The organism is Desertivirga arenae, assembly GCF_017355785.1.
GTDB classification, from domain to species: Bacteria; Bacteroidota; Bacteroidia; order Sphingobacteriales; family Sphingobacteriaceae; genus Desertivirga; species Desertivirga arenae.
Genome location: NZ_JAFEWE010000004.1, coordinates 53,720 through 80,230 on the forward strand (window position 1 = coordinate 53,720; position 26,511 = coordinate 80,230).

Genomic DNA, 26,511 nt, shown 5'->3' on the forward strand with positions numbered 1-26,511 from the left:
TTTTTTGTTAGCGCTGTTCGAATTCAGAATTTAAGAAACTCCAGATCATTAGCTTTTCATACAATCTGGTTTTACAAATGAATGATTAAAGGACACCTTTGTAAAAAGTGTCCTTTAATCTTACCTTGAACTATTAAGCTGTCTCTGCAGCGGGAAAGCTGAGGTCTATTAGCTCCTGTTCTTTGAAGTACCTCACAAGAGCATCATCCAGATTTGGTAATAGTAGACCTTTTTCTGAATGCAAAACACTATAGACCGGTCTTAATGCTGGAAGTTTTAATGAGTCGCATGATACTGGTATTATTAAAGATGGATCTTGCCCACTTTGTTTCGCTACTAGTGTCGCTAGTGCGGCCCAGGTTGTCTCACCCTGATTAGCAAGATGCCAGATCCCTTTTTCATCATCCAGCATGAGATCAAGACTGGTATGGACCAGGTCTGGGATATAAGTTGGAGATATGTAGTTATCAGAAATAGCTGTAAAAGCACTATTGCCTTTTAATGTGGTAAGTACATTGAAGATAAAGTTGTACTGATCCCAGGGGCCGAAGAATGCACTAGTTCTTATTATTAAAGCATTTGGGTCCCTTTCTAAAACCAGTTTCTCTGCTAATGCCTTACTTCTCCCATAAATGTTTAAGGGAGATACTTTATCGCTTTCCGTGTAGGAGGATTTTTTTGATCCGTCAAACACGAGATCAGAGGAGAAGGTAAGAAACTTAAAGTTGTATTTCTTGGCTAGAGACGCTAAATTTCCGGGCCCTTCTGTATTGGCGAGGTAACAATCGTTGGAGCATGTTTCAGCTTCGTCAACTCTTACATAACCTGCCGCATTCACAACAGCCCAAGGTCGCTTTTCCGCAATCAACTTCTCAATCTGCTCTTTGTTAGCCAGATTTAGTTGATCTCTGCCCAGCAACTCATAACGAATACCTCTTAAGCGGCAAAGACGAGCGAAAGCATTACCCAATGTTCCTGTTTTACCGAGGATCAACAAGGGTTGTGAAGTTTTATTTTCTTTGCTAATACGCCTAATGTTATTTTGGAAGTAGAGTACTCTCAAGTCTTGCTTCCACCATCCCTTTTCCTCTAATACCGGATGCATAAACTCTTTTCCGTTAGCGAATGTTTTAAGCATCTTAGCAAGTATGGTTGGCCGGGGGATTTCAGATCTGAGATCGAATATTCCAGGCTCGTATATGGCTTCTTCCTTTTTCGTTAAGAGCTTATTCCATCCATAAGAACCTAACATCGCCCAGGCTGTAATAGCTACGATATCTGCACCTTCCGCTTTTAACTGATTTGCAGTAGTATGAATTTCGTTCAACCAGCGTAATTGCTCGTCCCGGGTACATCCTAGATGGACCTCTGTGATGGCAATTGGAATTTTAAAGCGGTCCCAAGCCTCGGATAAAAGAAGTTTTGCCCCATATTCTCCGTCCTCCATATCTACCCTTACAGCCTCTACATCCGCATATTTATGCTGATGGTTTCCACCATGGCTTTCTACGGGATATTTTCCTAAATTCTCGTCCAGGAACCTTTCCGAGGTTGGATAGTAATTAAAGCCTATAATATCAGGGCTACAGTTTTTTTTCTGAAAAAAGTCGAGCTCTTCCGGCTTAATTCCAGACCACATCAAATAACTCCATAGGCTGTGGTTTTCATTAACCCGGCCCATGATCAGATCAAAGCTTAGCCAACGTCTCTTATTCTCAAAATCAGCCTGATATTTTAACAGTGGTGTACTGTAAGTTTTACTAAGATCTTCTGTCTGAACTAATTTTGCATCTGGATTAACCCTTCTAATTGCTTCCATGGCAAGTACGGTAGCCTTGCTTTCATTAATAAGCAATCTTAGAAAGGCCGCGTTATTTTTGCTATGAGGATACCAGTGCCCATATAATCCACAGAATCGAGCAGTGGTTAAAGGCTCGTTCACGGGAGTATAATATTCGATCCAAGGGAATTTTGTGGCTACTTTTTCCGCATATTCAGCTAATCCGGTTGCAAAAAGATCTGTTTCAATGGAAGCGTATGTAGGCCCGCTTCCATGGTGTACAAGACCTGCAATAGGCTTGATGCCTAATTCTTTACATCGCGCTAAGTTTTTTTCTGTAGCAGTCCAATCTATTTCTGTATCTCGATGAGGCTGGTGCTTTTCCCAAATAACCGGATACCTTAATTTTTTTATCCCTAGATCGGCAAGAAGCTCAATATCCTTTTCCCGGGAGTAATGACCAGCAAAATCAAGCTGGTCAAAATATGTTTTTTTTACACGGTTAATTGTGCATTCTATCCCCCCCCAAATTTCCACTGGGCTTGTACTTTTAACCATAATGTTTGTTTTTGTTAAGCACTTAGTGGTACAGAAATCTTTCTGCCCATTGCATTGCGAATAATGTCCATCATGTCTGACCAGGTTTGATCCCATGATTTGGTAGAAAGGAAATCATCAACTCTATTTAGCCACTCCTCTTTAGGCTTATTAAGTTCTGCTTCAGCAGCTGCAACAAATTCCGCAGAATTACTTACAATACTTACCAGGTTCAGTTTGCCATAAGGCTTTACTACGTCACGAATTGGTGTAGAAACTACCGGAATACCAGCTGAAAGATATTCTGGTGTTTTAGTAGGACTAATATAACGTGTAGATTCATTCAGTAAGAATGGAATTAAAGCTAAGTCCCAACCAGCTAGGTAAGCTGGCAACTCATTATAAGACTTGCCGCCTAAGTAATGAATGTTCTGGTTCTTCGGCAGGATGTCTGGGTTGATTTTTACGGTAGGCCCAATAAGAATAAAATTCCAATCCGGACGAGCAGTAGCTGCTTCTCCGATAAGTTTATAGTCAAACCTTTCGTCGATAACTCCGTAAAATCCAAGCTTCTTCCCTGTAATGCCTATTTGGTCAACAGGTTGCTCCATTTTCTTCCTGGCCTGAGCAAAATGGTTTTTATCAATGCTGCTTGGAAAAGGATGAATGTTTTGGTGCTGATGTTTCTTTGCCTCATATAAAGAGTGACCACCAGTAAATACCGCATCGGCACGCGTTAGTAATTCCTTTTCAAGATAGGTTAACTCAACTGGAGCATTTTTGAAGGCGGATAATTCATCCATACAATCATAAATGGTCAAGTTAGGAAAATATTCTCTTGAGAATTCAAGTGCCATTGGAGTATAGTACCAGAAGATAAAGTCAGACAAGCTTTTATCCTTTAAAAAGGATTTTAGCATAAGCTTCTGAAGATTTACACCTTCTTTCTTTGCAAGTCCGCTTTGAATGTGAGGCACTAATACCCACAATTTGTCTTCGCGCTTGCTGATCGAAAGATAGCTTTCTCCATCTTCGGCAACATCACAAATAGGCTCTTCAAGAAAATATACATTAAATTCGCGTGCAAAACGAGTAAGCAAATGTTGTGGACGCTGGAATACAAAATCCCAGCGGAGGTGTGAAAATACTAATAAGTTTTCAGGTACACGTTTCATAGTTTCGTCTGTTAGTTAGGATTTAACAAGATGACAACCGAAACGTTTGCAGATCAGGGCGAAATTTCTACAAGTATCCTATCTTTTATATTTTTTTTCTTTAATATTTACACAAATAAATATTAATTTATCTCTTTTTTCTTTACTGTTAAAATTAATAACCCACTAGTGCCGTATTAGAAGGAAGACTTTCGTTCTTCACTCTGTCAAGAGCGGTTACTACGTACTGATATTGTTGGCCCCGTTGTGAAGTGTAGTCAGTAAAAGAGGTGAGGTTTTTATCGTAACTGACTTTTAAAATTTTTGTTGCATCTTCAATATTTATTGGTTCTCCTGCGCCAAAACGATAAATTACATAGCCGTATGCAGTTTCATTATCGCGAGCCATATACGGTTCTTTCCAATTCAGGACACAAAAACCGTTATCAGTTACAGTTGCTTCAAGGGTTAGCGGAGAAAGCGGAGTAATATCATCCAACCAAATCATTGGAGGTGGAAGTGAGGGGAATCGGTAAAACTCACGTCTTAAGGAGTCTTGGAAACCAGCAAGATTGTTAGTTATTGATTTCGAACTAAAGTAAACGCTTCCCTGCACCCGTGGATTTTTCCTTATATATCTTACCTGGTCCGGAAGCTGACTCAAGTTATTCCATCCTTCACGTTTCTCTGTTGTGCGATAAGCCCCCTGTCCAATATATACGTGTTTTCCATACGCATTATTACTCCACCAATCTACAAGTTTCTCAAACGGAGCAGCACGGTAAAAGAACGGGAAGTAGACCTGAGGATTAACATAGTCTATCCAGCCTTCCTTCACCCATTTTCTTGCATCGGCATATAATGTACTGTAACCTTGAAGCCCTGTACTTTCGGAACCTTCGGGATCGTGACTCTTATTACGCCATATTCCGAAAGGACTGATACCAAATTTTACAAAACGTTTTACAGAATGTATACTATCAGAAAGTTCCTTTATAAGAAGATCAACATTATTACGTCTCCAGTCTGCTATGTTATCAAACTCTCCTCCGTATATTTTAAACTGCTCCTCATCTGCCACAACTTGCCCGGTTTCTGGGTAGGGGTAAAAGTAGTCATCAAAATGAACTCCGTCAATGTCATAGTTTCTTACAACGTCTAAGACCACGCTAACAATGTATTGTCTGGCCTCCGGAATTCCTGGATTGAATAACTTTTTCCCGGCATAGCTGAAAAACCATTCGGGGTGTTGTTTTATTATGTGATTTGGGGCAAGCTCTGCAATATTCAGATTCATAGATGCGCGGTAAGGGTTGAACCAGGCATGAAGCTCAATTCCTCTCTTATGTGCCTCTATAATAGCAAATTCTAAAGGGTCATAAAAAGGGACAGGAGGTTTTCCTTGCTTTCCGTTCAGATATTTGCTCCAGGGCTCTTTTGATTTTGCATAGTAGGCGTCAGCTGCTGGTCTTATCTGGAACATAACGGCATTCATCCCACTTTGCTGGTGTTGATCAAGTAAGTGTAGTAGCTCTTGTTGCTGTGCCGCTACTGGTAAACCAGGTCTACTCGGCCAATCAATATTAGCTACTGTAGCTACCCAAACACCCCGGAATTCGCGTTTTGGTGTTATAACTGTCTCTGTTTGGGCTCGAGTAACAAGAGAAAGAACCAGTAAAATATTCAGAATTGTTAACCTAATAGACATGTGTGATTTAAAAGCTTGCAAAGATAATTAACAAACATTCAGTTGAAGCGCTTTATTGTTAGTGTAAATATTTTTTATACAAAAAGTTGCCTTAATATGCATCAGGAACACAAAATCCTATATTTGTGATATCAGGATGACTGTTAATGCAATAATTAGCGGTCTGGGAAGTTATACTTGGAAGTATGGTGGAAGAGATTGGTGTGAAGGCATACTATTTACCCATTTTCAATATTATACACACTGATATGGAAAAAACTTATCAAGAGCAGGTACAGACACCTAAAAGAGATTCAAACAAAATTTATTTTTTAGTGGCAGTTATTGTTGCCCTTTTAGGTACCAACGCCTATTTATTTTTTAAAGATAAAAAATCTGGGGATCGGATAGTTACTCTAAATGACGAGAGATCCCGAATGGAAGTTGAGATAGACAAAATAGAGGCGGAGCTTGACAAGGCTAACGAATCGAATGTGCAGCTGACTGCGGACATGAAAGAAGAGCAGGAATTGGCGCGTGAAAAGATATCTGAACTACGTGAGCAGCTTAGGGCAGGTAAGTTGACGCAAAGAGAGCTTGCTAAAGCTCAAAGTGAGTTGAAAAACTTAAGATTTTTTGTAACGAAGTACACGGGTGATATTGCGGAGCTGGAAAAGAAGAATCAGGAATTGACGGTTGAAAGAGACAGTTTGCGAACCTCTGTTAGCAATATATCTCAGAAGGCTACCCAATTGGAAGAGCAGAACACTGAGTTAAGTGGAAAGGTTAAGGTAGCTGCCGCCCTAAAAACCGGTACAATCAGCATTGTGCCCTTAAGAATAAAAAATAGCGGGAAAGAAACAGATGTTACTAAGGCAAGTACGGCAAAGAAGCTTCGGTTTACATTTAATATCGTCAATAATTCTTTAGCTCAGGTAGGTATGCATGATGTATATATAAGAATTATAGATCCTAGTGGAAACTTAATTACTTCTGATAATAGTAGCATGTTTAGTGCTGATGGGGAAGATCTTCAGTATACTTACAGAACTGCTATTGAGTTCGACAATACGGATAAGATATACAATATTGATTGGACTAATCCAGGCAGCTTTTCAAAAGGGACTTATACAGTAATGTTCTATTCAGACGGCTACACCATGGGAAAAACAACCTTCTCTTTAAGGTAAAATATCAGCACGAATTACACGAAATACCTCTTATAACCCATTTTGGATGATTATTTGTGTAATTCGTGGCTTTAATACCTTTAAAAGAAGGCTCTGAATTGAACCGATCCATTATGTATAGCTTTAGCGGAAGACGATTTTCTTCCTTCGTAGCTTAATGTCATTTGTACTCCCTGAGTTATTGTTCTTTGTAATCCTGTTGTCCAGATAACATTGTTACCAGGCAGCAGGCCTTCTAGCATCTCATATGCTAAAGAGGTATTTCTATCACCATTAAAGTTATTCCTTACCCAGTTAAGTCCACTCGTAAAAACGCCTTTGGTTAAGATGTTGTATCTGATATCAGTACCAAATCGATAATTCATTGAGTTTTCCCGATTATTAATTCTATTCTTCAATGATCTATACATTCCGTTGATGCCCCAACGAAAGTTAGAGCTAAACAGGTATTGTGCTTCAGGTAGAAGTTCAATTGCTTTTATACGGTAGTTCTTTTCGGGGAATAGTTCAGATTGATAAAGCCTGTTACTTTGCTTTAGTTCAAATACAGTTGTAATTTTCTTAATATTCCACCTCCATCGTAAGCCTTGCTCACTACGGCTTCTGCTATCGAATCCGTTAATAAGCAGGATTTTATTTGCGGTGTTTTGGAAGTTCAGATCTATTCCATACGCAGGATTGTTCCGATTAAAAAATAACGTATTTCTAATGTAGGTGTTGTCTGATATAAGTTTCTGATCTTCAACGCTTGAGAGGGGGTAATAGGCAGCAAAACCTTTTTCTCCTGTTAACTTTCGCTCTGTTTTAAATGCTGACTGGGATGAGAAACGATTGATTACCTTAAAAATTCCATCTAAGTTTTTCCATACGGAGGCAGGAGTTATACGTGCAGTTATATTTACTGTATTGTAAGTGCTATTAATAAATTCGTTTGTATTCTGGTAAACACGAATATATCTTGCCTGATCCTGATATCTGGCGATTTCAAACTCATTAAGCTCTTTGATACCGTTGTTGTTATAATCATTCCACGCATATGCACCTTGTCCCGTAATTACCTCAAGGTAGGAAAACTCGCGCTTCGGCTCTCTTCCAGGTCCTATTTCGTAAAAGATACTACTATTAATAAAACCTTTTAATGCAGAGAATGTGTAGTCGAGTCTGCCGAGCAAGCTGTTTTCTTGAGGTTGTGACGTTTGCTCCCTGTAGTTGATGTCACGGTAAGTTGTTGTTATTGTTAGCGTTGAATTGGTTCTTGTGCGTATACCTAATTCCCCACTTATTACATCTGCTGCAGAATATTCCCTAAGGGCGCCTGAAATGGGAAGTTTGTCGAATCGTTTACTATACTGGACTTTGTAAAAGTTACCACTTGAGCCTGGGGAACTAAGATATGCAGTATACTGATCAAACGCGAAGCTGTTACCAGAAAGCAACGATCCCATCAGATTTGTCTTGTTATGTTCCTGTTCGAAGTTTAGTCCTGCAATAGCGTATTTAAATTCCCTGCTTAAATCTGCTTTTTGTCTTAAAAAATAACCACTATTAATGTTGCTGGAGGAGTTGAGAAACTTACCCGAGTAACTTAATCGGAAATTATTAATAAGGAATTGCCCTTCGAGGCTATTTTGAAAACCAGAATAAAGAGAATCTCTCGTAAAGCAGTTAAATTGATAGGTAATGTTTCTTTCCCGGGTTTTAAATAGACTTGCACTAAAGCTAAGCAAGTGCTCGGCTCCTCGTGGTGTTATACCAAAAAGATTGAAGTCCCTTTCAAATTCGACAGCTCTGTATCGTTCCAAAAAACTAAAATTGCGTGAGGTATGCTCGTAGTTAGCAGTAGTAATTAATTTAGTGGAAGTCGAATCTTTCTTGAAACTCAACGAATTCCTTGTTAAGAACCTGAAAGCGAAGCCTTGATTTTCCTTGTTGCCGATATTCGAAAATAAGTTAACATCGTTATCACTAAACGCAAGCTCCGTGCTAACGAGCGTATTTTTTGAAGGTTTAAAATCAGTTCCTAAGGTAACCAACTGTTTCTTCTTAGGGGTCACAAGCAATGATACAGGCTCATAGTCCCCTTGTTTCAATCCCGCGATTGGAGGAAGGTATTCAAACACTCTCCCATTGGCTAGAGAGTTAGTACTTATTCTATAATTGCCGGCATTAGTACCTACAAAAGAGAAGCCGGGGCGGTAATGGGCAAGCGCAGGGTTGGTACTGTAAACATACACTCCTGACGCTCCCAACGTATCTATTTGTTTATAAAGAACTTCGGTGGTGTTAAAATCAACAGTATCGATGTTAGATATGTAAGCCTCATTGATACTATTTCCAATTTCTTTTAAATAGCTCTTTTGCTGATCTGTCAGATCCTGCAAAAATGGTTTGTTCTTATTGTCCTGTTCATTATAATAGTTAAGCTTGAAATTTATCTTCTCAGAATAAGCTTCCTGATTGAAGTAAGTTAGTGATCTGGAGTAATTCTTGTCTGAATACTCGAACTCGATGATAATACGGCTATTTTGCGTGATAAGCTTTTTCGCTGTAAAAGTTATTTCAGCAAGATTGTAATTAATAGTGTACTGGTTTTCCTGCCCCCGTTGCATCAAAACTCCATCCACATAAACACGTTCGGTACCAGAAAGCACGACAATTGCTTGTTCTCCATTAGCTCCCGTTATTCGGTATGGTCCCTGGTTCCCTTCTATCCCATTAAGTTGTAATCTAGAGGAGCGCCCTTTAGCCACCGCCATTGATAATCCCGACTTATATTTCCAACCTTTAGATGAATAGGAAGTTGAGAAGGAGGCTCCTTGTGTTCTTTTGAAAAAGTTCATGAAATAGCTATCCGGCCTGCGTATCTCATAGTCTCCACCTGTTAGAATGGAATTTTTTCGCTTTAATTGAATAAACACCTTATCAAACTCATTCAACTGCTGGGTATTTCCCTCCGCCTGAATAGGAATGTTATCGTCAGAAATTGCAGCTAGGATTTCCAGATCGTCCGTTATTTTTCCTGAAAGCTGCAGCGTCATGTTCGAGTTCAAAGCCAAGTCATGATTATTACCTACTCCCACGCTTCTCGAGATACTCCCACTCTTATTTAATCCCTCCATACTAAACAACGTATTCGTTTCCTGCTTTTCCTTTTTTCGAAAGGCAGTGTTGTCTATTACTGCTTCTGTAATAACATCTTTTGAATATTTGGAGTATTTCTTGGTAAAAAGGATAGGAAAGGTTTTATAGGTTACTGTGACAGTATTAGAAACAGGTTTTCTTTTCCAAATCAATTGCGCACTTGCAGCGTCAATTCTAAAATTATCTGTTGATACGTCAAGATTATCAGCTGTTTTTATCCTCACACTGCCTGGAACGATGCTTAATGTATCAAGAGTGACAGTGTCGGCAGCAATTGGAATAACCTTTTGATGAAGTAAAGACTGCCCGTTTACTTTTTGAACAAGCAGTAGTAAACAGCCAGCCCAAAAAGTAAACAGTTTGAGCATCAGCTTGCTAACGGAAGTGTGATATAAAATGTTGTCCCTTTATTTTGTTCTGTTTCAAAGCGGATGGTTCCAAACATGTTTTCTATTGCTTGCTTAACAAAGGCAAGTCCTAGTCCGGTTCCACTACTTTTTGTAGTAAAATTGGGATTAAAAATTCTTTCACGCAAATCTTCTGGAATACCCTTTCCATTGTCTTTAACTTCGATATTAACATTTCTGGAATCCGTGTTAAGGATGATCTCGATATTTCCTTTTCGAAAGTCTGGTATCGCCTCAATCGCATTTTTAATAAGGTTGTTGAAGATTCGAAGCAAATGATCTTTTCCTCCCTTTACAATGATATCTCCGGCGGTAAGTTTAATGAAGGAAATATTCAAATCCTCGCTGTTGCGGTATACATCTATACTTTTATCAATAATCTCACAAATTTCAAGATTCTCAAAGGGAGTATCGGGCATTTTTGCAAAGTTTGAGAACTCAGATGCGATAAGTGATAAACTCTCAATCTGTTCGATGAAAGATTTACTGAACTTTTCGAACTTCTTGTCAAAGTTAGGGTCTTTCTCCCTCCAGGACTTTTCAAGTAATTGAACCCCTAATTTAAGTGGAGTAAGCGGGTTTTTGATTTCGTGCGCTACCTGTTTGGCCATTTCCCGCCATGCAGATTCCCTTTCTGATCTCGCAAGCTTTTGTGCACTGTCTTCCAGTGCCATGATCATATTATTATATTCCTTAATCAACCCTCCAATCTCATCATTGCTTTTCCATTGAATAGGCTCGTTCCTGCTACCAATTTGAATTTGCCCGAGGCTTTTTCCCACCAGCGTAAGCGGATAAGTGATCTCATTGGCAAGGAATATGGCGAATAAAGCAATAACAACCAATACCAGGGCATAAACATTAATAAGCGTATTAAGGTAGGATCCGACTCTCATGTCATAATCCTGTTCGTTCGAGTAATAAGGAAGGCTTAGGTAAGCGATTGTTTCATTCTCGTTATTTCGGATAGGCTTATAGGCAGTAATGAACCTCATTTTCCCTATTTGATCGTAATTCAATAGCTCTGATCTTTGGTATTTATTCAGGTATATAAAAGATTCAGCATTCATTAGTCGCTCTATAAACCCATAGTCGTAGATATTAGGCTGAGTAGTGAATATCACCCTGCCTTTGGTATCATATAAGTTTAGATCTGTTGCATTAATTTCGGCAAAGGTATGAAGGATCTGGTCGTTTGATCCGGAAAAGCCGTTAGTGAAAGTCTGGTTATTTTCTAAAGCAGTTTTGATCCTGTTAATGTTAGTCATCAAATCCTGCTCCTGCTGTTTCTTGAACTGCTGACTTATACTAAAGTAGGTTATTCCACCTACGATCATAAGCGTTACAACGATTGCAGCAACCAGGGAAGCTTGGATGCGAGTTTTGTAGAGAATCCTGTTTCTTGAAATTAAATAGCTCCAGCGATATCCGTTAAGTCTGAATTTGTCGTCATGAAAAATAACCCATATCTGGTGGATCAAGATCAAAACAGTCGAGAACGACAGCAATACTAAAAACAGGAATGACACAGAGGCTAGCTGGATAACCCAGGTAATAACCGGCTTGCTTACCACGACTAGTTTTCGGGCTGTGGATTGATAGATGATATGGCTGTATCCGTTTTTCTCAATGTAAACAAATTTACCTATCTGACCTTTAAAGTCGTTATTAACGAGGTTGTATATGTAATCTCCATTTTGATTTAAGAGTCTACCATTGCTGTAAAAAGCAAATGAATAATTATTAAGCTCGTCTTCTGTATTAATTTTTGCATCTGCCAGGACTTCGGGGAAGGATCCTTGTTCCTTAAACGTTTTTGACTTCAACTCAAAAGCGAGGGTTCCCAGCGATTGATTGTCACGGGTTACGGGAATAAGGGCAAAGTAATTTTGTACCCCGAAGGTGTTATTTACGCGGTAGAAGTACTCAGAAACCTTTATAGCTCCTGAAACAACTAATTTTCTATAATAATTAACTGCTTTCTCGTCCTGCTGAGGTACGCCTTGCCAGTAAGGATGGATGTCGAAGTCATACCGGGATAGATAACCGTCGAAATAAAGCTTACGAAGTTTGTTTTTAAATCCTTCTTTATCTTCCTGTTGTTCTCCGAAATATTCAGTAAGTAATTCTTCTTTCAACAAATTCTGTTCTATTGAAAAGAACAAGAGTACAGCGTTTGGATCGTCGGCCGACTCTAGTCTCTGCGCAATCTCCTGACGCTGGGCCCGCTCTTTAGTATACTGAAAGGAGGCTAGTTTTATTGAAGCGATTATAGCAAAAAGAAGTGTTGTAAATAAGAAAATAACAAGCTTATACCCGTGGTTTTTATTATAGAAAGCCCAACCCCGAAGGAAAATAATGATACCAAAAAATAGAATATGGATGCTTACGGAGTTAAAGATAAGTTGAGCAGTGAGAATAAAAGCGATACCGGCAAGGAAAATTATCAGCCGTTCTCTATTGGTTAGTGGCAAATTTTCGCCTATAGCCAGGACGATCTCTATTAGCAAATAAACATTAAAGATCGCTACGCACATTAATAATATGCCGAGCCAGCTATGAGGACTTAAATAAATAACATTATTTAGGTCGAAATTGATGTTGGATCGCGTGACCAGACTATGGAATATTTCGTTGTGCTGATATGCTACGAGATAGATAATTATTCCCAGTAGAGAGAATATAGCGAGAGCTGGCGGTTTTCCGAAATTGTTCCCGAAGAGAGAGATTTCAAAACGGTAGCTGAAAACAAAACAGATGAACCAACTTACCATAATTGCGTTTAGGAGGAAGTCGCCGAGTGTGGGGAAGAAGTAGCTGCCATGGTAATACTTAGCATCAAAGACCGGCACGTCAAAATAGGTATCAAACCAGGCAAACTCGAGTGTGAGGATCCTAACGATCAGAAAGTAAAGGAATAATAGCGCAATACTCCATTTAACATAGCCCTTATTAGACATAAGGATTGCAACATAGTTGGCGAAGACAGTTGCAAAGAAAGCGGTTAACAACCACATCCAAAGCTCAAGCTTAGAGTAGAAGGTATTTGTAATAGCGGATTTAAGCCTAACTGCAAAGAGGTATTTACCTTCTGCGGTCTTGACATTATATACCTGCTTATCGTCAAAGTTTGCTATATCGAGATTATCTTCACCAATCAGATCTGAGGAAAATGTATTTCTTAAATGCTTATTTTGAATCTTATACTCTGATTTTATTGGTATTAAAAATACCACTGAAAATCTTCCATAAGTCTTTTTTACAGCTTCGTACCAACCGTTGCTAGGTCTGTAAAATGACGAGCCCTCTTTTAAGCCAGCATCTGTTATGGGAGCTACTTTATTTGTTCCCCAAAAAATAAGATTATGGTCGTAATAAGTATGAACATAAATTGACCGCTCTTTTTCTAATTCATTGATAAGGGTGATTGCGACATTAGGATCTTGATGCGCTGTTTTTACATTAATCAGATTCTTGTTGTCAGCCAGATAGCTTTTTATGAATTTCTCTTTTTTATTCAGGTTATGCTCAATAGTGCTACCATCAAACTCAAGTATTTCCGACTTGTCAAAAGTAAAGTGAATAGTAAGAGCAGTAGCAGCAAAGCTAATGGTTAGCAAAAAAAGCAGAAGTCGTATTTTAAAGGTAGCGCTCACTATAAAAAGAGTTTAGAGCTGGTATATGAATTATCGCAATATAAAAATAAACCAACCACAAATAAAAAACATAAAAAAGACAGATGCATTCCCGCACCTGTCTTTTATTATTTTAACGATATGAACTAAACTACAATGTACCGCTACTTGTTTGAATTGTTCTGTTTACTTTTTTAATTAGTCCTTGTAATACGTTTCCTGGACCAACCTCGGTAAATGAAGTAGCTCCATCTTCCAGCATTTTTCTAACAGTTTGTGTCCAGCGAACTGCACCTGTTAACTGTGCAATTAAATTGTGTTTTATGTTTGACGGATCAGTGTAAGGCTTAGCATCAATATTTTGATACACAGGACAGACCGGTGTTTTAATTTCTGTTGATGCTATAGCGCTTTCTAATTCGGCTCTTGCCGCTTCCATCAGAGGAGAGTGAAACGCACCGCTTACATTTAGTTTTAAAGCTCTTTTAGCACCCCTTTCTGTTAAAAAAGCACATGCTTTATCCACGCCTTCAACACTCCCTGAAATTACCAGCTGCCCAGGACAGTTATAATTTGCCGGTACAACAACCTCACTAACCATTTCACAAACTTCTTCAACAGCGTAGTCATCCAGTCCTAAAATTGCAGCCATTGCTCCTTCCTGTATTTCACAGGCTTTTTGCATCGCATTGGCACGTGCGGCAACAAGCCTGAGGCCATCCTCAAAAGATAAGGCTCCAGCAGCTACTAATGCTGAAAATTCGCCAAGAGAGTGTCCCGCTACCATCTCGGGTTTGAAATCTTCCAGTACTGAGGCTAATATTACTGAATGAAGGAAAATGGCTGGTTGAGTTACATTAGTTTGTTTCAGGTCTTCTTCAGTACCAGTAAACATTATATCAGTAATTCTGAATCCTAATATTTCATTAGCTTTTTCAAAAAGATCTTTAGCTTTAGCGGATTGCTCATATAGCTCTTTACCCATACCTGGGAATTGAGCTCCTTGTCCTGGAAATACGTATGCTTTCATAATGACATTCCCAATAACAAACAGTTCATTGGGGAGATATTTTTAATTTTTATTGGTGAGATTGACGTTTGTCTACTAATTTTTGGTACAGCAGATTAATCCAGGCTAGCTGTTATTAATCGCAAAAACTCTGCCCGGGTTTTTTCATCTTTAAATGCCCCGGTAAATGCAGAAGTAGTTGTCACAGAGTTCTGCTTCTGAATACCTCTCATGCTCATACACAAATGGCGGCATTCTATTACCACTGCAACACCTAATGGATGAAGTGTTTCGTGTATACAGTCTCTGATTTCATTTGTAAGTCTTTCCTGTACCTGTAATCTTCGTGCGTAAGCCTCTACCACGCGGGGAATCTTGCTAAGGCCAACAATGTGACCATTTGGTATATAGGCAACATGCGCTTTACCTAAAAACGGCAGCATGTGATGTTCGCACATAGAATACACCTCAATGTCTTTTACTACCACCATTTGGCTGTATTCCTCTTTGAACATGGCGCTTTTTAAGATCTCCTCTGGCTTAATATCGTACCCATGCGTTAAAAACTGAAGAGCCTTCGCAACGCGTTCCGGAGTTTTCAGCAAGCCTTCACGGGTAGGATCTTCACCCAGATCTTTTAAGATTTCATTATAGTGCGAAGCAATACTCTCTATTTTTTTAGGATTGTACCTGTCGATTTTAACATAGCCGTTGAGGTCGTTCTCTTCAGCCATGAAATTGGTCTGTTCTTGGTCTGCCATGAATTTGTTATTCTCCGAAGTACTCTACAAAATTATTTTCAGTCTCTACAAGTTTTACCCCATGCAGAGCAACATTCAAAGGATCGAGTTGAGCTTTCAGTTGTTTAAATATTTCAATTGCTAAAACTTCCGTTGATGCCATCTTACCTTTCATAAAATCTACGTCGAGGTTAATGTTTTTATGGTCGAGCTTATCGGTAACATGATTACGGATGATGTCTCTCAATACCTTAAGGTCTATTACAAAACCTGTTTCCGGATCAACTTCTCCCTTCACAGTTACAAAAAGTTCGTAATTGTGCCCGTGCCAATTAGGATTAGAGCACTTGCCGAACACCTCCATATTTTGTTCATTACTCCATTCTTCCTTAAACAATTTATGGGCTGCATTGAACTGCTCTCTGCGGGTTATGTATATCATTCTTAATTAAATAAAGCGCAAACTTACACAAAATTTATATTTAGGAATTTTAGTAGGCATAGATATTCATTTTCTGACTTTCTGATTAGTTTGTTTTTTGCCACCTAATAGTAAAATGTATAGGGAGATTCTTTCCTCAAGCAATGGAAGATCAACAATGTTTAAATTTGCTTGATGAAGTTGTTGCTCGTTGCTGCTACCTCTTTTGAGGTCAAAGATTTTATTTCGTACTGCAACTCTCCAGAAGTTGAAAGAGAACATCAGGTGGACCTGTTGGTTACCGGGGTAGGTATGGTTGCCACAGCATTCTCAATGGGAAGGGCTTTGGCATCGAGGGATTTTGATCTCGCCATAAATGCAGGTATCGCCGGTTCTTTTAATCGAGACCTGAAGATTGGGGAGACTGTCGTTGTTAAGGAGGATCGGTTTGCGGAACTAGGCGCTGAAAATAATGATGATTTCTTAAGTATTGACGAGCTTGGGTTTGGAACGAGCAGTTACAAGTCATCATTTAGCCATTCTTTCCTTAACTCTCTATCAGGTGTATCGGGCATTACGGTAAATAAAGTACATGGCAGGCAAAGCTCCATTGAAAGTACAATTAAGCTTCTCAAACCAGACATCGAAAGCATGGAGGGAGCGGCTTTTTTCTATGCCTGCAAAGAAGTGAATTTACCTGCATTACAGCTAAGGAGTATTTCTAATTATGTAGAACCTAGAAATAAGGACAGTTGGCAGATTCCCTTAGCTGTTACTAACCTGAATGCAACTTTAAATGGTTTCATCAGGCAATTATGAAGGGGGATAAGATTTTAATTCAATAAAAGCACAATATTGCACGTACTAAATTAAATATATGAAGCTTACTCTTGGTTTCTCACCGTGTCCTAACGATACCTTTATTTTCGATGCTCTTATTCATCAGAAGATCGATACAGAGGGTTTAGAGTTTGAGGTGTTTTTTGACGATGTGGAAACCCTTAATCAAAAAGCATTCCGACAGGAACTTGATATCACTAAGCTCAGTTTTCATGCCTTCGCTTACGCTTTAAAAGATTATGTTCTCCTGGATGCGGGTAGTGCACTCGGCTTTGGGGTAGGCCCTTTAGTAATCAGCAGAAAGTCTCTAAAAGAGCTACTATTGGAAAATGGAGCGCTGCTGAATTCTAACGAGAAGGAGGATGAACTGTCAATTGACAAGGTAAAGCCTTATATATCCAACTTACGTATTGGTATTCCAGGTAAATATACTACGGCAAACTTCCTTTTAAGCTGGCTGCTACCGGAGGCAAAAAATAAGAAGGAACTGGTATTCTCGGCAATAGAAGAGGCTACTATTAACAGCGAAATAGATCTGGGACTCATCATACATGAGAACAGATTTACTTATCAGCAGCGAGGATTGAAGAAGATCTTTGACCTCGGCGATCTCTGGGAGAAACAGACAGGCTGTGCTATTCCGTTAGGCGGAATTGTTGTAAAAAGAAGCCTTCCCGAAGAAGTCAAATTAAAAGTTAATAGAGTACTTCGCAAAAGTGTGGAGTTTGCCTTCGAGAACCCAAAGTCGTCCCTAGACTTTATTCGGCAACACGCTCAGGCAATGGAAGAGGAAGTTATGTATAAACACATCGAGCTTTATGTTAATCAATATTCTATCAATTTGGGCAAGGACGGACGGAAGGCAATAGATTTGCTTTTTGATAAAGCAAAGGAGTTAAAAATAATCCCTTCATTCACTGATAATATATTCTTAACCTGATTTTCTTTAGTCACTTTTGTATAGCTTTGGACGAAATTATTTTAAGTTTTTAACGTAAAGGGGTAAAAGATATATCATGATTATAGTTACTGGTGCTGCGGGTTTCATCGGAAGTTGCCTTATTCAAAAGCTGAACGAGGAAGGTTATTACGATCTTGTTCTGGTTGACGATTTTTCAAGTGAAGAGCAGAATAAGAATTTTGATGGAAAGCGCTTTGCAAAAAAGGTTGACAGAGAGGAATTCCCACAATGGCTTCGCGAGAATCAACTCCATGTTCAATTTGTTTTTCATCTAGGAGCCCGCACCGATACTACCGAATTCGATTACGAGCTTTTAAAAAAACTTAACCTTGACTATACAATCGATATATGGAATGTGTGTGTAGAGTTTGGCTTACCTCTGGTTTATGCCTCATCTGCTGCTACCTACGGTCTTGGTGAATCGGGATATGAAGATGATGAGACACGGTTAGATGAACTTAGGCCATTGAACCCATATGGAGATTCTAAAAATGAATTCGACAAGTGGGCTATAAAGCAAGAAAGACAACCGTTTTTCTGGGCTGGATTAAAGTTTTTCAATGTTTATGGTCCTAATGAGTATCACAAAGGAAGAATGGCTTCAGTGGTTTTTCACACATTTAATCAGATCCAGAAAACAGGAGGAATGCGCTTGTTCAAATCCCACAATCCTGAATTCCGCGACGGTGAGCAACAGAGGGATTTTGTATATGTAAAAGATGTAACCGATGTTATGTACTTCCTGATGCATCACCGGAAAGATTCTGGTATATATAATCTGGGTTCTGGTAAAGCCCGTACATTCCTGGACCTTGCTACTAATACTTTCAAAGCTATGGGGAAAGATCCTGAAATCTCTTTCATTCCAACACCCGAGGATATTCGTGATAAGTACCAATATTTTACAGAAGCAAAGATGGACAAGCTTTCAGCAATAGGTTATCACAAAGCCTTTCATACTCTAGAACAAGGTGTTGAAGATTATGTGAAAAACTATTTGATTCCCGGAAAATATTATTAACACGATTAATAGCACGAATTACACGCTCGTTACTTTAATAACACAGCATAAAGACAATTGGAATTCAGAGAGGAATCATGTCCTTAAACTTTGATTAGTGTAATTCGTGCATTCCTATTTCGTGTTCCTTCCAGTTCTGCAACCTATTACAAATCCTCTTTCATATCACCGAGGTTTTTAACACTCAAACGGGATGAAATGGATGATGCAATAGTGGAGATCAAGGCTACAGTCCCAAAAACTACCAGAAAGTCTGACCACTTTATAGCAATAGGGTAGGCTTCTGTAATGAAGTTTGCCTCGGCCATCTTGATGAAACCATATTTCTGCTGTAGTAAGCAAAATATGAATCCCGCTATCATTCCAGCAAAGCATCCCACAAATGAAATAAGCAGACCCTCCAGAAAAAAAACTCGTCTGATAAGACCTGTGTCAGCACCTATACTGCTGAGTATCGCTATATCTTTCTTTTTATCTATCACTAACATTGTCAGAGTCCCTACAATGTTGAATATCGCGATTATTAAAACGAAGGTTAGGATCAGGTAGATCATCAGACGCTCAATATTAAGCGTCTTGTATAAGCTCTGTTCCTGCTGTACCCTGTTTTTTACTAAAAACTTCTTTCCTAACTTATGAGACAGTTCTTGTTGGAACTTGCTTATGCTTTCGCCCTTACCCAGGTAAAGTTCTATTGATGATACGTTTTTTTCTTCTCCAAGAAGTTCCCTGGCAAAGCTTAGGGGGACAATAACTGATTCATCGAAGCTTTGCTGTATCTGAAAGACACCTACAGGTTTAATGGACCGAAGAGTAAATTCTTCTGCAGGGCTGAATGAGTTAGCTGCTCCTTTTTTAGGTGAGTAGATTTCCAGCTCTCTGAACTGATCGTTCACGTTAATAGATAAATAAAGTTGTACCATAGAGCCTACTACAGCAAAAGGTTTACTGTCTTCTTCGATTACAAACCTACCTTGAACGAGGGTGCTATCTAGTTTTGAGCGTTTTAAAAAATCTGAAGATACTCCCTTTATTGTTCCTATGTATTGTCCTTCATCATAACGTAACAGCGCTTTTTCTTGTAATACTTCAGTGTAATTAGCGATCCTGTCGTCTTTCTTCAAATTCCTTACTTCAGGTCCATCAGGATCGAATGTTTTTCCCTGAGCAGGTTCTATTCGAATCTCTGGAGTAAAGTTGTTATACATTGATAGAATCACTTTCTCGAACCCGTTAAAGACTGACAGGATAATTACGAGCGCAGCACTTCCTACAAATACCCCTAACATAGATATACCCGAAATGTAATTAATGGCATTAAGGGATTTTTTGGTAAAAAGATATCGTTTCGCTATGTAGAAGGATGTTCTCAATCTATTACTGATTTAGAAAGGGGTTATGTTGTTTTTCGAACCCGATGGAGGTTTCACTGCCGTGACCTGGATATACCGTAACATCCTCAGGCAGGACAAAAAGTTTTTCTCGGATATTTTTAATAAGTTGAGTATAATTTCCACCCGGCAAATCTGTACGTCCTATACTTCCATGAAATAGTACGTCTCCTCCAATAAGAAATTTGCCTGTTTTACTGTAAAAGCATAAGTGGGAGGGGGAATGGCCCGGAGCGTAAATTAGGTCTAACACACTATTCCCAAAAGTAATGCTGCCGGTTTCTGGAAGAAAGTTATCGGGTAGCGGAGATATTTCGTAATTAAAGCCTTGCGCCGGAGCATAAGAGGGAACTGCCGTAAGCAGGGGAAGCTCTCCGCGATGAAATTCTGGTTTAAGAGTATAAGTATCAAAAATAAACTTGTTACCCAAAACGTGATCGATGTGACAGTGGGTGTTTAGTAGACGAACTGGTTTCAGGCCTTTGTTGGTGATGAACCTTACTACTTCATTCTGTTCTGCCCCCGTATACATTCCTGGGTCTATTATTACACATTCCTTAGTTTCATCGAATAAAATATAGGTGTTTTCCTGGTAAGGATTGCAGGTAAATGAATGTACTTCAATCATAGCGCTCAAATGTAATAACATTGCGCTAACTGTTACAAGGTGATAAAGTTTTAAAATACCTTATTTGGTGAATTTTTGTGCTTAACCTTTCCAGCGGAAGGATTTTATAAATATGTCCAGATCTTTCTTTACAAAATCAAGAACTGGCTGGATTGAATCTAGCTTGGGTGCTTCATTGAAGTACAGGGCTCCGCGTACATAGTTTCTGGTACTGTCTGTAAGGAAAAATTGAGCAGAGGAAGCAGTATTTCCTTCAATAGTGTAATAAATGCCGTAAACGTTTCTTTCCGGGTAATAGATCCTCGCTTCGTTGATCCCCGTAGCCTTTACAGTATGTTTGAAGGCTAGTTTCCGGGCATCCTCGATAAGTTCATCAAATACTTTTTTAGATGTTACTGCCTGATAGCTCAAGTGAATGCGACCTTTAAAGTCAGGGAAGTAGACATTCATCCAGCAGGGCTTAGCATCACGGGAACTATCAGGCTCAATTTCCGCATACGTGGGGTAATCAAATGAAAAGGGGCAATCCCGATTATAATTCTGGTATTTTTTTTCGGGGAATGATATACGGAAGTAGCCTCTGGGTTTGGGCGAGTAATCGTTACTGCAAGAGATGCAACTTAATAAAGCCATAATTAACAATATGTAGGTTGCATGCTTTTTCATCCGGTATTTTTCTAATACTTGCTAATAACAAATTAGCTATTTCTTGAGTTTAGCTATTCCAAATTTCCCAGGCTTTTTCTGCCTGCAGATGCAGCATCTCTTCTCCGTTCTTAACGGTGGCACCATTAGCTTTACCACGCTTCATGAACTCGGTTTCTGCTGGATTATAAACCAAATCATAAAGAAGATGTTTTGGCCCGATATACTCGTATGGAATATCAGGGCAAGCTTCAACCTCAGGGGACTGACCAAGAGGTGTAGTGTTAATTATAAGCAGGTGATCTTCAAGTATATGTTTATTTAAGTCGGCGTAAGTTATTTGCCTTCGGCCTTTCTTTCTCGATACTAGTTGGTAATCTATTCCAAGTTTATCAAGAATAAAGATAACAGCCCTGGAGGCACCTCCGCTTCCCAGAACAAGAGCCCTATTATGGTGTTTTTTGAGTAATGGTTTCAATGAGTTTTCGAAACCATAGGCGTCAGTATTGTAACCTTCCAGCCTGACTTTCAAGGGAGAAAAGTCACCTGAGAAGAAAGACTCTACCGGTTTATTGCTGATAACTTTTATACAATTTACAGCGTCTATTGACTTTGCATCTTTTGCTACCTTATCAAGGTAGTACATAACCCCTATCTTGTGTGGTATAGTTACGTTTAAACCGCAAATATCTGGATTATCACGCAGTAGCTTCTCAATGTCGCTAATGTTCTCCATAGGGAAAAGCTCATAAGCGTAGTCTTTTAGTCCTTCCCGCTCAAACTTCTCTGTAAAGTATTTTTTAGAAAAGGAGTGCCCTAGCGGATACCCAATTAACCCAAACTTCTTCATTACAAATACCCGATAGCGTTAATTTAAAGTGTTTTAAGGAAGTGATTGAATGTATCACCTCTTAAACCAAGACGTATGGTTTCTAGTGGAATTACCTCCGCTGGAGCAATATTACCAAGATTTACGTTTGCACCTATTAATTTGATGAACCAAACCTGCTGATCTTTCTGAGGAGCCTCCCAAATAATTGTTTCCTCTGGTATTTGAGTTAAGATTTCATCAACTAATCCCTCCCGGACTTCTCCTGAGTCACGGTAGATACCGACGTTACCCCCTTCGCGAGATTCTGCAATTAGCTTCCATGATCCTGCCTCAATCTCTGCATTCATCATTTTAATCCACTTATAGGGAGCAAATATTTTTTGAGCATCTTTCGATCCAACCTCAGAAATTACAGTAACATACTTGCTTAGTTTCCTGATGTATTCGCACTTCTCGTCATGTTCAATGTCGATAGAGCCATCTGAAACTTCAGCGTGTTGTATATTGTACTTTTCTAATACCCGTACATAATCTTCAAATTGATTTCTTATAACAAAGGCTTCAAAAAGAGTCCCTCCAAAGTAGAAAGGCATACCCGCGTTTCTGTAAACGTCTAATTTATTATTAAGATTAGGTGTTACAAAAGATGTAGACCAACCTAACTTAACTATATCAACATGAGGTCCTGAAACTTCAAGAAAATTCTCAATTTCCCTGATACTTAAGCCTTTGTCCATTACCATAGTAATGCCTTTTTCCCGTGGCTTAACTGTACGTTCAGGGATTTGATTTAAACTGAAATTAATCATAAGAGCGCAAATCTCACAAAAAAAATCCAATACTGATAGGATTATCGTATTGGATTTAGTTAAAATTTTGCAAAAAAGAATTCTTCTAAAGAAGATATTTGTTAATAATGTCTATAATGATCTTGTTATTCTGCAGTTGAGGCAAGTACTCAAACAGTATTTCATGCTTTTCAGGATCTATTTTCAGGGCAATTTCAAGACAGTTCAAGGCCTCGTTGTATTGTCCGTCTGCAAATAAATAGGCAACCATCCTATAATAAAGTTCTGCGGCTTCGGGATTGTTCTTTATAGCTTCTGCCATCGTTTCGATTGCATCGACCAGTTTCGTTTGTTCATACAAGATTGAAGAATAGTCCAACCAGGCTTCCACATCGAGGGGATTTAGCTCTATTACTTTGGCGTAAGCTTTTTCTGATTCTTCAAGTTTACCAAGTTTGTACTGAGCATCTGCTATAGCGAACCAATAATCGGGGTTCTTGTCATCAATAGCAAGTGCCTTATTATAAAAATGTAATGCTTCAAAATGCCGATCTTCAAAGTCCAGAGTTACTCCGATTCCAAACCAGGCGTCAGCTAGCTTTGAGTCCATTTTTACAGCTTTTTTGTAATAAGCCCTGGCCTCCTCCATCTGTTCGAGTTTTTCATAACACTCACCAATTGCACAATAAGTATCAGCATTAGGTGGCTCGTACTCAAATGTTTGTTTGTACACATCAATAGCTTCAGCGAAGCGATCAAGATGAACCAGCGAGTTTCCTTTATTAAAATATGCAGAAGAAAAATTTTCTTTTATTAAAATAGCATAATCGTAGGCATCAATTGCCATTTCATAATGGGCCATTTTATGATAAGCGTTCCCCAAATTATACCATGCAGCGTAAGAATAGGGTTCGTTATCTATGTATTGCTTATAAAACTGTATGCTTTCTTCCTGCTTGTCAAGAACATCGTAACAAAACGCGAGTTCATATAGGGCGTCTTGATTTTCCATATTCTGTTCAAGGCATTTTTTCAAACTAACAACTGCACTTTCGTAATCTCCGATGTTCTGATATACCATAGCAATATGTAGTAGTATTTCATCAGTATTCTCGGCCAGAGACAGGGCTTTATTATAATTTTCTAAAGCTTCATCATGTCTTTCCAATACCTGGAAAATATTACCCCTTATCAAAAAAATGTCGGCTTCCGACGGCTCCAGCAGTTCAGCCTTGTCAAGTGCTTCAAAAGCCGAATCTAATTGATTGGTTGCTACAAAGAGCTGTGCCTGTTTTATGAAAAATATCGCGGCAAAAGGGTGTTGGTTTACAGCATAGTCAACAACTTGTAATGCTTTAATAGGATCATTTTTTTCAATATAATAGTCAATTATATTTTCGAAAGCTTGTGCGTCAAAAAAGTATTGATCTTTATTTCGGATCATTTCTTCGTAACGTTCCACGGAAAATTTAGGGTCTTCAGTGAATTCAAATTCAAAGTCTTCTTCCATCTATTCAAAGTTTAGAACGTTTCCCTTTTCAGGTTAATTAACAACCAGTAAAATCTATGCCAATTTTAGCTCCACATAAGTTAATGTAAAAGCTGGTGTTTATATGTCTTTATTTATCAACAATTTAACATAAATAAGTCTAACGTGCTGAAAAATAACTAAGTAGATATTTTGGCAGCAGGTAGTGATGGTGTGTGTTTTTATAACGTTCAATGGCTTGAAATAAATATAACATAATTTTACGATTGCGGGAAATTTCCGCGGTTCAGCTGCCGTATCTTTGTTTTCAATGACACCTTCTGAAATAAATAATAAATGGAGTGCTTTACAAGAACGTATCTCTAAGGATTTTGATACTGAGAAGCCTGATATAAAAGTGATGTTGTTCCTTATAGGGGTGCAGGAACTAGGAAAAGGGCCCCGTAAGTTCTCTAAGCGGCAAAAGGAAGAACTGATGCATATTGCGAACTGTCGATTGTTTAGCGAGTTGGGATTTTATGAACTTGAAGGGATTGATCAGGAAGGTTGGCCCCATTGGAAGAGGATCAAGCCTATTCCCCCGTATACTTTGCTGGAGCAGGAGATGCTGATGAAATCTCTTATTGTTAATTATTTTGATCAGCATTATAATTAAACCTTAGTATCATTTTTTACTCCTATTAGCATATTTGAATTTATGAGGATAATTATAATTGCCATACTCGCCTTCACCTGCAGTCTTAGCTTCGCAGCCAAAAAGCCAAGGAATTTTTATGTAAAAATTAAAACATCTAAGGGTGAGACAATTGTCCGTTTATACAATGAAACACCTAAGCACCGAGATAACTTTCTAAAACTTACCAAGGAAGGGTTTTATAATAAAACTTTGTTTCATCGGGTTATAAAAGATTTTATGATTCAAGGAGGAGATCCTGACTCTAAAAAAGCAAAGCCTGGACAAATGTTAGGGGGGGGCAGTTTATCTTATACTATCCCTGCTGAATTTAATCCTGAACTTTTTCATAAGAAAGGCGCACTTGCTGCTGCGAGGAATGATAATGCCGATAAGGCCTCTGATGCTTCCCAATTTTATATTGTGGAAGGGAAGACATATACCGATGAGGAGTTGAATAAAGTTGAGATGTTCCGTCTCAAGGGGTACAAGATACCAGAAACCGAGCGTGGTGTTTATAAAACTTTAGGAGGAGCGCCATTTCTAGATCAGGGTTATACAGTATTTGGTGAGGTAGTTAAGGGAATTGAAATGGTTGATGCTATTGTCTCAGTTGATAAAGATGGGAATGACAGACCCTTAGAAGATATACCTATGCAGGTTTCTTTACTAAAGAAACGTGAAAGTAAGAAGCTGGAGAAGTCTTTGCTCCAGGAAGCTTTCAGAAGGAACCTAATAATGGATAAAAAATAGAATTAAAATTTTTTTGTGAAAATAATAACCTATAACGTTAACGGTATTCGTTCCGCAATAAGTAAAAACTGGATGGAGTGGCTTCTGGCTGCTAATCCAGACGTCGTCTGCCTTCAGGAGATCAAGGCTCATCCCGACCAGCTGCAAGAGCTTAATTTGCTTGAGCAAATGGGTTATGAGCATTATTGGTACCCTGCTCAAAAGAAGGGATATAGTGGAACTGCTATTTTAACAAAGATCACTCCTAAGCATGTAGAGTATGGTTGCGGGCACTGCGATTATGATTTTGAAGGAAGGATGGTGAGGGCTGACTTCGATAACGGAGTATCTGTTATGAGCTCATATTTTCCTTCCGGATCCAGTGGAGATTTACGACAAGATTTTAAGTATAGGTTTTTGGAAGATTTCCAGAGCTATATAGACTCGCTTAAAGTTGAACATCCCAAATTAGTAATTTCAGGAGATTATAATATCTGCCATAAACCTGTAGATATTCATAACCCAAAGTCAAATGCTAATTCTTCAGGGTTCCTTCCCCAGGAAAGGGAATGGTTTGATAATTTTGTTAATTCTGGCTTCATTGATTCTTTCAGATTCTTTAATGAGGATCCTCACCACTATACCTGGTGGAGTTTTAGGGCTGGTGCAAGAAAGAAGAACCTTGGGTGGCGAATTGATTATAATATGGTCAGTGAAGAATTAAGACCTCATTTAAAAAGAGCCCAGATCCTATGTGATGCTGTTCATTCTGATCATTGTCCTGTACTCCTGGAGCTTTCCCTTTGATAA

21 protein-coding genes are annotated in these 26,511 nt (G+C 38.8%); 7 read left to right on the forward strand and 14 right to left on the reverse strand.

What is annotated here, in order from left to right:
* Window positions 1-133: 133 nt before the first annotated feature.
* The 3 genes from J4N24_RS09870 to J4N24_RS09880 form a co-directional block, all read right to left on the reverse strand.
* Window positions 134-2,338, reverse strand: coding sequence for a family 1 glycosylhydrolase (locus J4N24_RS09870; protein WP_207533523.1), 2,205 nt, complete (start codon window positions 2,336-2,338; stop codon window positions 134-136).
* A 14-nt stretch (window positions 2,339-2,352) separates the two neighbouring features.
* The gene (locus J4N24_RS09875; RefSeq protein WP_207533524.1) at window positions 2,353-3,492 is read right to left on the reverse strand and encodes a glycosyltransferase; all 1,140 of its coding nucleotides are present in this window, start codon (window positions 3,490-3,492) and stop codon (window positions 2,353-2,355) included.
* 154 nt (window positions 3,493-3,646) lie between these two features.
* Complete coding sequence (locus J4N24_RS09880; protein ID WP_207533525.1) at window positions 3,647-5,179, reverse strand: glycoside hydrolase family 10-like protein; 1,533 nt, start codon at window positions 5,177-5,179, stop codon at window positions 3,647-3,649.
* A gap of 248 nt (window positions 5,180-5,427) precedes the next feature.
* Here J4N24_RS09880 and J4N24_RS09885 point away from each other — a divergent pair, with 248 nt between their 5' ends.
* On the forward strand, window positions 5,428-6,348 hold the full coding sequence (locus J4N24_RS09885) for a DUF8428 domain-containing protein (RefSeq protein ID WP_207533526.1): 921 nt from the start codon (window positions 5,428-5,430) through the stop codon (window positions 6,346-6,348).
* 80 nt (window positions 6,349-6,428) lie between these two features.
* Here the strand turns inward: J4N24_RS09885 and J4N24_RS09890 are convergent, their stop codons facing one another.
* The 5 genes from J4N24_RS09890 to J4N24_RS09910 form a co-directional block, all read right to left on the reverse strand.
* The gene (locus tag J4N24_RS09890; protein WP_207533527.1) at window positions 6,429-9,857 is read right to left on the reverse strand and encodes a DUF8818 domain-containing protein; all 3,429 of its coding nucleotides are present in this window, start codon (window positions 9,855-9,857) and stop codon (window positions 6,429-6,431) included.
* The gene (locus J4N24_RS25870; RefSeq protein ID WP_207533528.1) at window positions 9,857-13,552 is read right to left on the reverse strand and encodes a sensor histidine kinase; all 3,696 of its coding nucleotides are present in this window, start codon (window positions 13,550-13,552) and stop codon (window positions 9,857-9,859) included. Before J4N24_RS25870 ends, J4N24_RS09890 begins: the two co-directional genes overlap by 1 nt.
* A 130-nt stretch (window positions 13,553-13,682) precedes the next feature.
* A complete protein-coding gene (gene fabD / locus J4N24_RS09900; RefSeq protein ID WP_207533529.1) occupies window positions 13,683-14,561 on the reverse strand; it encodes an ACP S-malonyltransferase in 879 nt (292 codons plus the stop codon).
* A 95-nt stretch (window positions 14,562-14,656) separates the two neighbouring features.
* On the reverse strand, window positions 14,657-15,301 hold the full coding sequence (gene folE, locus J4N24_RS09905) for a GTP cyclohydrolase I FolE (RefSeq protein WP_242691582.1): 645 nt from the start codon (window positions 15,299-15,301) through the stop codon (window positions 14,657-14,659).
* 7 nt (window positions 15,302-15,308) lie between these two features.
* A complete protein-coding gene (locus J4N24_RS09910) occupies window positions 15,309-15,722 on the reverse strand; it encodes a 6-pyruvoyl trahydropterin synthase family protein (protein WP_207533530.1) in 414 nt (137 codons plus the stop codon).
* Window positions 15,723-15,896: 174 nt separating this feature from the next.
* Here J4N24_RS09910 and mqnB point away from each other — a divergent pair, with 174 nt between their 5' ends.
* The 3 genes from mqnB to rfaD all read left to right on the forward strand — a co-directional run bounded on the left by mqnB (window position 15,897) and on the right by rfaD (window position 18,523).
* Window positions 15,897-16,520 (forward strand): futalosine hydrolase, encoded by a 624-nt coding sequence (gene mqnB / locus J4N24_RS09915; RefSeq protein WP_207533531.1) that lies wholly within the window; start codon window positions 15,897-15,899, stop codon window positions 16,518-16,520.
* Window positions 16,521-16,578: 58 nt separating this feature from the next.
* Window positions 16,579-17,481 carry a menaquinone biosynthesis family protein gene (locus tag J4N24_RS09920; protein WP_207533532.1) on the forward strand — a complete coding sequence of 301 codons (903 nt, stop codon included), beginning with the start codon at window positions 16,579-16,581 and terminating at the stop codon, window positions 17,479-17,481.
* Between the two features lie 76 nt (window positions 17,482-17,557).
* Window positions 17,558-18,523 carry an ADP-glyceromanno-heptose 6-epimerase gene (rfaD, locus tag J4N24_RS09925; RefSeq protein ID WP_207533533.1) on the forward strand — a complete coding sequence of 322 codons (966 nt, stop codon included), beginning with the start codon at window positions 17,558-17,560 and terminating at the stop codon, window positions 18,521-18,523.
* A 146-nt stretch (window positions 18,524-18,669) separates the two neighbouring features.
* Here rfaD and J4N24_RS09930 read toward each other — a convergent pair whose 3' ends face one another.
* The 6 genes from J4N24_RS09930 to J4N24_RS09955 all read right to left on the reverse strand — a co-directional run bounded on the left by J4N24_RS09930 (window position 18,670) and on the right by J4N24_RS09955 (window position 24,317).
* Window positions 18,670-19,896 carry an FtsX-like permease family protein gene (locus tag J4N24_RS09930; protein ID WP_207533534.1) on the reverse strand — a complete coding sequence of 409 codons (1,227 nt, stop codon included), beginning with the start codon at window positions 19,894-19,896 and terminating at the stop codon, window positions 18,670-18,672.
* Window positions 19,897-19,900: 4 nt separating this feature from the next.
* A complete protein-coding gene (locus J4N24_RS09935) occupies window positions 19,901-20,542 on the reverse strand; it encodes an MBL fold metallo-hydrolase (RefSeq protein WP_207533535.1) in 642 nt (213 codons plus the stop codon).
* 81 nt (window positions 20,543-20,623) lie between these two features.
* The gene (gldD, locus tag J4N24_RS09940; RefSeq protein WP_207533536.1) at window positions 20,624-21,208 is read right to left on the reverse strand and encodes a gliding motility lipoprotein GldD; all 585 of its coding nucleotides are present in this window, start codon (window positions 21,206-21,208) and stop codon (window positions 20,624-20,626) included.
* 49 nt (window positions 21,209-21,257) lie between these two features.
* A complete protein-coding gene (locus J4N24_RS09945) occupies window positions 21,258-22,037 on the reverse strand; it encodes a shikimate dehydrogenase family protein (RefSeq protein WP_207533537.1) in 780 nt (259 codons plus the stop codon).
* A gap of 23 nt (window positions 22,038-22,060) precedes the next feature.
* Window positions 22,061-22,825, reverse strand: a complete 765-nt coding sequence (locus tag J4N24_RS09950) for a phosphosulfolactate synthase (protein WP_207533919.1) — start codon at window positions 22,823-22,825, stop codon at window positions 22,061-22,063.
* 88 nt (window positions 22,826-22,913) lie between these two features.
* The gene (locus tag J4N24_RS09955) at window positions 22,914-24,317 is read right to left on the reverse strand and encodes a tetratricopeptide repeat protein (RefSeq protein WP_207533538.1); all 1,404 of its coding nucleotides are present in this window, start codon (window positions 24,315-24,317) and stop codon (window positions 22,914-22,916) included.
* Window positions 24,318-24,606: 289 nt separating this feature from the next.
* Here J4N24_RS09955 and J4N24_RS09960 point away from each other — a divergent pair, with 289 nt between their 5' ends.
* The 3 genes from J4N24_RS09960 to J4N24_RS09970 are packed head-to-tail and all read left to right on the forward strand — an operon-like array spanning window position 24,607 to window position 26,508.
* The gene (locus J4N24_RS09960; protein ID WP_207533539.1) at window positions 24,607-24,951 is read left to right on the forward strand and encodes a hypothetical protein; all 345 of its coding nucleotides are present in this window, start codon (window positions 24,607-24,609) and stop codon (window positions 24,949-24,951) included.
* A gap of 42 nt (window positions 24,952-24,993) precedes the next feature.
* Complete coding sequence (locus J4N24_RS09965; RefSeq protein WP_207533540.1) at window positions 24,994-25,722, forward strand: peptidylprolyl isomerase; 729 nt, start codon at window positions 24,994-24,996, stop codon at window positions 25,720-25,722.
* A 15-nt stretch (window positions 25,723-25,737) separates the two neighbouring features.
* Entirely contained in the window at window positions 25,738-26,508 is a 771-nt protein-coding gene (locus J4N24_RS09970) for an exodeoxyribonuclease III (RefSeq protein WP_207533541.1), read from the forward strand.
* The last annotated feature ends 3 nt before the right edge of the window (window positions 26,509-26,511 follow it).